Origin of the sequence: Curtobacterium sp. GC_Cur_3, assembly GCF_026544205.1 — a bacterium.
Lineage (GTDB): Bacteria > Actinomycetota > Actinomycetes > Actinomycetales > Microbacteriaceae > Curtobacterium.
In genome coordinates this window covers 37342-45030 of the sequence record NZ_JALNUI010000028.1, presented here as the reverse complement: position 1 = coordinate 45030, position 7689 = coordinate 37342, and the positions used below count along the sequence as shown (strand labels likewise).

8 protein-coding genes are annotated in these 7689 nt (G+C 72.3%); 4 read left to right on the top strand and 4 right to left on the bottom strand.

Features of this window, described 5'->3' with window-relative positions:
• Nucleotides 1-429 (top strand): hypothetical protein (locus OXR63_RS14555; RefSeq protein WP_267424421.1); only part of this gene is annotated, 429 nt, incomplete at its 5' end.
• 70 nt (nucleotides 430-499) lie between these two features.
• On the opposite strand, the gene OXR63_RS14550 is transcribed toward OXR63_RS14555, so the two are convergent.
• Entirely contained in the window at nucleotides 500-1453 is a 954-nt protein-coding gene (locus tag OXR63_RS14550; RefSeq protein ID WP_267424419.1) for an aldo/keto reductase, read from the bottom strand.
• Between the two features lie 91 nt (nucleotides 1454-1544).
• Here OXR63_RS14550 and OXR63_RS14545 point away from each other — a divergent pair, with 91 nt between their 5' ends.
• Nucleotides 1545-2189 (top strand): HEAT repeat domain-containing protein, encoded by a 645-nt coding sequence (locus OXR63_RS14545; RefSeq protein WP_267424417.1) that lies wholly within the window; start codon nucleotides 1545-1547, stop codon nucleotides 2187-2189.
• A gap of 54 nt (nucleotides 2190-2243) precedes the next feature.
• Here the strand turns inward: OXR63_RS14545 and OXR63_RS14540 are convergent, their stop codons facing one another.
• Complete coding sequence (locus tag OXR63_RS14540; RefSeq protein ID WP_267424415.1) at nucleotides 2244-2933, bottom strand: metal-dependent transcriptional regulator; 690 nt, start codon at nucleotides 2931-2933, stop codon at nucleotides 2244-2246.
• A gap of 21 nt (nucleotides 2934-2954) precedes the next feature.
• Between OXR63_RS14540 and OXR63_RS14535 the strand changes: the two genes are divergently transcribed.
• Both OXR63_RS14535 and OXR63_RS14530 read left to right on the top strand, forming a co-directional pair.
• Nucleotides 2955-3884 carry a CPBP family intramembrane glutamic endopeptidase gene (locus tag OXR63_RS14535; protein WP_267424413.1) on the top strand — a complete coding sequence of 310 codons (930 nt, stop codon included), beginning with the start codon at nucleotides 2955-2957 and terminating at the stop codon, nucleotides 3882-3884.
• 103 nt (nucleotides 3885-3987) lie between these two features.
• Nucleotides 3988-5562 carry a phosphatase PAP2 family protein gene (locus OXR63_RS14530; RefSeq protein WP_267424411.1) on the top strand — a complete coding sequence of 525 codons (1575 nt, stop codon included), beginning with the start codon at nucleotides 3988-3990 and terminating at the stop codon, nucleotides 5560-5562.
• Between the two features lie 494 nt (nucleotides 5563-6056).
• Here OXR63_RS14530 and OXR63_RS14525 read toward each other — a convergent pair whose 3' ends face one another.
• Nucleotides 6057-6863: a methyltransferase domain-containing protein gene (locus OXR63_RS14525; protein WP_267424410.1), complete on the bottom strand. Its 807-nt coding sequence runs from the start codon at nucleotides 6861-6863 to the stop codon at nucleotides 6057-6059.
• 4 nt (nucleotides 6864-6867) lie between these two features.
• Nucleotides 6868-7665 (bottom strand): HAD-IIA family hydrolase, encoded by a 798-nt coding sequence (locus OXR63_RS14520; RefSeq protein WP_267424409.1) that lies wholly within the window; start codon nucleotides 7663-7665, stop codon nucleotides 6868-6870.
• Nucleotides 7666-7689: the final 24 nt, after the last annotated feature.

The window sequence follows — 7689 nt, the reverse complement described above, 5'->3', positions numbered from 1 at the left end:
GAGTGGGACGGCCGTGAGACGAGCGACACGAGCGCGATCAAGGACCTCTTCGGCACCCAGGCGGTCAAGCAGCTCGGCTCCACCGGGTACGACCCGCACGACACCGGCACGCAGATGATGCCGGCCGTCACCACCCCGTCGCCGGCACCCGCCAGGTCGACGTCCCAGGTCGGCGCCGCCGGACCGTCGGCAGCGGACGGCGGCAACTTCATCAACGAGGGCTTCGCCCGCCTGCGCGACGAGGGCAGGCGCGGCAAGCAGCTCCTCATCGGCGGCGCCGTCGTGATCATCCTCCTGATGCTCCTGGCGGTGGTCCTCATCTCGTTCTGGATCCGGTCGAACACCCTCGACGAGCAGGTCACGCCGACGAAGTCGCCGGCGGCCGCAGCGATCGTCACCACGGTCGGCCCGCCCGCCTCGACGGCGTAGCCAGCCCAACGACAGACGGGAGGCTCCCCACCGGACCGGTGGGGAGCCTCCCGTCTGTCGTGGACCGCGGTCAGACCGTGGTCGGGACCTTCGCGGAGGCGTCGGAGAGCGTCTGCAGCTCCTGGACGTCCAGCTCGAGGTCTGCCGAGGCGAGGAGCGCCGGCAGCTGCTCGGTGTTCCGCGCCGACGCGATCGGTGCGACCACGTCGGGCTGGGCCTGCAGCCAGGCGAGCGCGACGGTGGCGATCTCGACGTCGTGGGCGGTCGCGATGCCCTCGAGGGCGTCGACGACGGCCAGGCCGGCGTCGGTGAAGTAGCCGGAGACCTGGCCCTCGCGGTCCTTGCCGGCGAAGTCGTCCTTGGTGCGGTACTTGCCCGTGAGGAAGCCGGCGGCGAGCGAGAAGTACGGCACGACGCCCAGCCGGGCGTCGTGTGCGAGCGGGGCGATCTCCGACTCGTACGGCTGGCGGGTCACGAGGTTGTAGTGCGGCTGGATCGCGACGGGTCGGGCCAGACCGTTCGCCTCGGCGATCCGGATCCACTCGGCGGCACGCTCACGCGAGTAGTTCGAGATCGCCGTGTAGCGGACCAGGCCCTCCTGCACGAGCTGGTCGAACGCCCGCACGGTCTCCTCGAGCGGGGTGTCCTGGTCGTCGAAGTGCGCGTAGTACAGGTCGATCCGGTCCGTGCCGAGGCGCTGCAGACTGGCGCGGGCGGCCTTCGCGACGTTGTCGGCCGACAGTCCGGGGAACTCGGGGTGCTGGGAGACCTTCGTGGCGATCGTCACGTCGTCGCGCTTGCCCGACGCCGCGAACCACGAGCCGATGACGGTCTCGGACTCACCGCCGGAGTTGCCGTCGCCCCAGGCGGAGTACACGTCGGCGGTGTCGATGAAGTCGCCACCGGCGGCCGTGTAGGCGTCGAGGACCTGGTGCGAGGTGGACTCGTCCGCGGTCCACCCGAAGACGTTGCCGCCGAGGGCGAGGGGGAACACGTGGAGGTCGCTGCTGCCGATGCGGGGCATGCGGATTCCTTTCAGGTCGGAACGGGTCGTCGTCCACGCTAGGCCGGTGCGCTTGACAACGTCGCAGCGTCAGGGTGTCGTGGACCGGGACATGACCACGCTCACCTCGTACCTCGCCGACCCCCGTCCCGCCGTGCGCCTGCGGGCGGTGATGGCCGCCGGCACCGAACCCACGACGGACGACCTCGAGCTGCTGGTCGAGCAGTGCGCCCTCGAGCCAGACCTGCAGGTGCGGGAGATGCTCACGTGGGCGCTCCTCCGGCTGCCCGCCGAGGTCGTCGTGCCGCGGGTGCTCCGGGAGCTCGACCGTGCGGAGCCGCAGGCGCGGAGCCAGGCGCTGCACACACTGTCGAAGATCCGCGACGGGTCGGTGTACCCGCAGGTGGTCGCCCGGCTGGAGGACCTGGACCCCGGCGTCGTCCGCACCGCCTGGCGCGCTGCCGTCGTGCTCGTGCCGGAGACGTCCCGCGCCGAGCTCGCCCGGGCGCTCGCCGTGCAGCTCGGGCAGGGCGACCGGGAGACGCGGCTCGCTCTCAGCCGGGCGCTCGCCGGGCTCGGGGCCGAGGTCGTCACCCCCGTCCTCGACGCGGCGGCCGAGCACCGGAACGCCGACGTCCGCGAGCACGCGGCCGACACCGAGCGGCTCCTGCACGACCCGGACGCCGGGTCCGCTCTGGCGCTCGAGCGGGCTCGTCGCGAGGTCGCACTCGGACGCACCCGGTCCGCGAAGGGCTGACCGGAGGGTCGTGCTGGCAAGCGGCTGCCGGTGGTCGACGGCTGGCGGTCGGCGTCAGTCGTCGTCCGGCGCGAGCCAGATCGCCGCGGCCGCCGCTGCCGGCAGGTCGACGAGCGACTCCGTCCCGTCGGCGTCCCGACGCGCCACGGCGACCACGCCGACGTAGTCGCGGACCTGCTCCACCCGGAGGTGGGTGCCGAGCCCCACACCGAGCTCGTCGAAGTACCGCAGCAGGGACGGGTCGTCGTCGGAGACCCGGTCGACGGTGCCGCACGCCCCGGGCGCCACCGTCGTGAGCAGGGCGCCAGGCGAGGACGGCAGCGAGCCGTCGGCGCGGGGGATCGGGTCGCCGTGCGGGTCGTGCGTCGGGTGCCCGAGGTCGGCGTCGACCCGGTCGAGGAACGTCTCCGACACCGCGTGCTCGAGCGCCTCGGCCTCGGTGTGGACCTCGTCCCACGAGTACCCGAGCCGGTCGACCAAGAACGACTCGATGAGCCGGTGCCGTCGGACCATCGCCACCGCGACCTGGTGCCCGAGCGGGGTGAGCACGACGCCGTAGTACGGGGTGTGCTCGATGAGGCCGTCGCGGTCGAGCTTCCGGAGGTTGCCCGACACCGTCGACGCCGACACCCGGAGCGCAGCGGCGATGTCCCGCGTCGCGATGCCGGGGTCACCGCGCTCGGCGGCCTTCCAGATCAGCTTGACGTAGTCCTCCGCCATGGTGGAGAGCGGAGGGAGGCGCATACCGCAATGGTACAAACAGGCATGCCCGTCGATCCCACGACCACCCGGCGTCGCCGTCGTCGGTGGCCCGTCCCGCCGTCACTCCTCGTCGGACTGGCCCCGCTCGTGCTCTTCGCGGCGGTCAGCGCCTGGCGTGCCCGACCGAGTGACGACTACCCATCGCTCGGGCTCACGGTCGACAGCGTCGTCTCCGCGCTCGTCGTCCCCGAGGGCATCGCGGCCCTCGTGCTCGCCGTCATCGTCACCGGGCTCGGCTGGTGGCGCATCGCGACGGTCGACACCACCCGGGGTCGTCCGCGCTGGGCCTGGATCGCCCCGGCGCTCATCGTCGTCGTCTGCCTGGCCCGGCTGCCGCTCGTCGGGTGGGGTGCGCTGCCCTGGCACTACTTCGCGCTGCTCGCCCTCGGGGTGCTGTTCGTCGGGGTGTTCGAGGAGCTGATGACCCGCGGCGTGCTGCTCGTGGGGCTCCGCCGACGCCTGCCCGAGTTCGGCGTGTGGATCGTCTCCTGCGTGCTCTTCGGGCTGCTCCACCTGCTGAACGCGCTCGCCGGCGCTGGCATCGGCCCGACGGTCATCCAGGTCGTGTTCGCGGCGTCGTTCGGGTCGACGCTCTACGTCGCGCGGCGCCTGAGCCGGGGTCTGCTGCTGCCCGTGCTGCTCCACGCGTTCTGGGACTTCGGCTCCATCGCCGTGTCTGCCACGGTTCGTCAGGGCTCGGGTGACCTGGTCGCAGCCGGGGGCATCGGGCTGTTCGCCTTCGCGGTCCTGGCGTTCGGCATCGTCGCCGGGGGCATCGTGGCCTGGCGGGACGACCGCCCACGCCGGCTCCGTCGTCGCTGGCGCGAGGTCCCGCGGAACCCCGACGCCGAGCCGCTCCGCGCACCCGAGGTCGTTCCGGCGTGGAACGACCTGCGAACCCCTACAGACACCCCGGGCGGTTCACCCGCCTGACGGAGACTGTTCTCCTGCTGGACACCCGATCTCCGCACCATGGCCGGGATCCCAGTCGGTCCACAGAGAGGAGCGTCGCCTGCGTCGCAGGCGGCCACCACGAATGCGTTCATCTGCACGCGCGATCGCCACCGGGGTGACGGTCGCAGCGATCGCGACCTCCCTGGTCGTCGGCAACCCCCTCGCAGCCTCCGCCGCCACCTACCCGAGCGACTCCACGCCGCCGGACCTCGTCTCGCTGCTGAGCGGCTACGACTCCTTCTGGCACTCCAGCGGGACGAACGACCTGCACGGCACCGTCGTCGGCCCCGCGACCCTCGCCCAGAACGACGCGCTGACGTCCTGGATCAACCAGCACGCCACGTCGGCGCAGCAGTTCACGGCCCTGCAGGACGCCGAGTACGAGAACGCGACGAACACCTCGTACGACCAGTCGTCCACGGTGTCGCAGGGGCTCGGTGACGTCCTCGAGAAGGCCTACGTCCAGGGCCGTGCGACCGGAGCGCTCCCGCTGACGAGCGCGCTGATCAACAGCTCGAACGGCACGTCGGGCGCGTACGTCGGCACCGGCACCGCGAAGGCGCACTTCAGCTACCCGCGGCCCTACCTGCCCGCGTCCACGACGGCCACGCTGCCGGCCGGTGACGACCAGGCCGGGTGTGCACCCGCGACGGTGAACAGCTCCTCGGTCGCACCGAACCGCGTGGGCAAGCCGTACGCGAGCGCCGACGGCAGCCTCGACATCACCCGCGTGGCCCCGCAGACGGACACCACGAAGGAGTTCTCCCCGAACGACGTCGTGCTCGACGCCGGCTACGGCACGAAGGGCATCTGCACGGGCGGCTCGTTCCCCAGCGGCCACACCACCACCGCGTACCAGGCGGGCATCACCCTCGCCACGCTCCTGCCCGAGCTCGCGCCGGAGATCCTGGCCCGTACCTCCGAGGCCGGCAACGACCGCATCGTCCTCGGCGTGCACTACCCGCTCGACATCATGGGCGGCCGGATCGACGGCGAGGCGGCACTCGCAGCCCGCTGGTCCGACACCGCGTACCGCACGGACGTCCTCGAGCCGGCGCGCAAGGAGCTCGTCAGCTACCTCGAGGCCGCCTGCAGCACCACGCTCTCCCAGTGCATCACCGCCGAGAAGCCGTACCAGGACAACCCGTACGGCGGGGCAGCGATCCCCGGCGGTACCGCACAGATCGTCACCGACCGTGCCTCGGCCGTGAAGGTCTACCAGGAGCGCCTGACGTACGGGTTCGCGAAGACCGGCACCACCGGCCTGCCCGCGAGCGTCCCCGTCGGCGCCGAGAACCTGCTGCTCACCACGTTCCCGACCCTCACCGACGCCCAGCGCACCTCGGTGCTCGCGCAGACCGAGATCGCGTCGGGCTTCCCGCTCGACCAGACCGGGTCCGCGAACGGGTCGTGGGAGCGCCTCGACCTCGCCGCCGCCACCAGCGCGACGGTCGCCGTCGCCCAGGACGGCTCCGTGCGCGTCGTCTCGACCGGTGGGCAGGCACGCGTCCTCGCCGCCGCACCGACGCCCGCGCCGACCCCGGCGCCCACGACTCCGGTGACGCCCGTCACCCCGGTCGCACCGGCTCCGGTGTCGGACCCGGGCACCGCAGGCACCGTCCCCACCGGCGTCCACCTGCCGGTCGTCAGCGGCTGAGCGGAGACCGGCCGACCGACGCGCACCTCGCGTCGGTCGGCCGGTCGCGTCCCACCCGGCCAGGAGGCTCGGTTCGTCCCCACAGGAACCCGCCGGCGAGCGGGTCCCCACCGCTGCGTCCGTCGCATCACCACCATCACCGCCGCCGAGGACGCACTTCGGTTTCGGCGGTGACGGATCTGGCGGTCTCGAACCGTGTTCCGTGAACCGGATCCGTCATCGCGCCGGAGGGAAACGGGTGGGTTCGTCCGTCCCGCCACGGCGTTCCCGCCCGCCTCAGTCATCTGAGTCACCTGAGTCGCTCCAGTCGCTTCGGGCACCGCGGCATCCGGGTCGCCGTCACGTCGACGGCGACGGCGACGGTGACGGCGAGGGCGAGGAGGGCACGTGTTGTTTTCGTCGTTGACGGATCTGGCGGTCTCGGCCCGTGGTCAGCGAACCGGATCCGTCATCGCGTCGTGGGAGAACGGCTCTGGATGCCGCCGCACGTCGGGTCAGCGCTTGCGGCCGGCGGCGAAGACCCGGCGGAACGGGTAGACCGTGCCGTGGGGGCCGCTCGGGTAGGCCTGCCGGAGTCGGGCGGCGTAGGCGACCTCGAACGCGGCGGTCATCTCGCCCGTGGGGTCGGCGGTGTCGAGCGCGGCCAGGGCCGGTCGGAGCCCCGTGCCTCGGACCCAGGCGAGCACCGGGTCCTCGCCCGCCAACAGCTGCAGGTACGTGGTCTCCCACGCGACCGTCGCGAAGCCGGCGGACTCGAACAGGTCGAGGTACCCCGCTCCGTCGAGGACCGGGTCGGCGCGCAGCACGCCGTCGAGCGCGGATGCCCACGGGCCCTCGGCAGCGACGGCACGCATGAGCGCGTGCGACGGGGAGTCGAAGTTGCCGGGCACCTGCATCGCGAACCACGAGCCGTCGGGCATCGTAGCCAGCCACTGCGGGAGGAGCGTGGTGTGGGACGGCACCCACTGCAGCGCGGCGTTCGTCACGACGACGTCGTCCTCGGGGCCGGGTGTCCAGTCCTCGATCGCGCCGAGTCGGAAGGACAGGTCCGGGAGGTCCGCGGCGAGGGGCGCCGCGTCCGCCAGCATCTCGGCCGAGGAGTCGACGCCCACGACCCGGGCCGTCGGCCAGCGCTGGGCGAGCGTGGCGGTGAGGGTCCCGGGACCGCAGCCCAGGTCGACGACGCGACGGGGAGCCTCCCGGCCGTCCTGGAAGGGACCGGTGACGCGGGCGACCAGGTCGTGGAAGGGCCGGGACCGCTCGTCGGTGAAGGCCGCGTAGCGGGCCGGGTCCCAGCGCACCGTCCTACATCTCGACTTCGATGGGCTCCGCGCGGACGAGCTCGTGGACGCCGGAGATGACCTCGCTCGGGCGGAACGGGTAGCGGTCGATCTCGGCCTGGTCGCTGATGCCGGTCATGACGAGCACGGTGTGCAGTCCGGCCTCGATGCCGGCCTGCACGTCGGTGTCCATCCGGTCGCCGATCATGCCGGTGTTCTCCGAGTGGGCGCCGATGCGGTTCATCGCCGAGCGGAACATCATCGGGTTCGGCTTGCCGACGACGTAGGGCTGCTTGCCGGTGGCCTTCTCGATCATCGCGGCGATCGCCCCGGTGGCAGGCAGGACGCCCTCGGCGCTCGGGCCCGTCGCGTCGGGGTTGGTGACGATGAAGCGGGCGCCGTCGCGGATCAGCCGGACGGCCTTCGTGATGGCCTCGAACGAGTAGTTCCGGGTCTCGCCGACGACGACGTAGTCGGGGGCGGTCTCGGTCATGATGAAGCCGGCCTCGTGCAGGGCGGTGGTCATGCCGGCCTCGCCGATCACGAACGCGGAGCCGCCGGGCATCTGGGACTTGCAGAAGTCGGCCGTCGCGAGGGCGGAGGTCCAGATGCGGTCCTCGGGCACGTGGATGCCGGACCCGCGGAGCCGGGCGCTGAGGTCGCGCGGCGTGAAGATCGAGTTGTTCGTGAGCACCAGGAACTCGGTGCCCTCGTCGAGCCACTGCTGGATCAGCTCGGGTGCTCCTGGCAGCGCGTGGTTCTCGTGCACGAGCACGCCGTCCATGTCCGTCAGCCAGCACTCGACCTCGTCGCGGGATGCCATGGGGCACACCCTACTGGCCCTCCC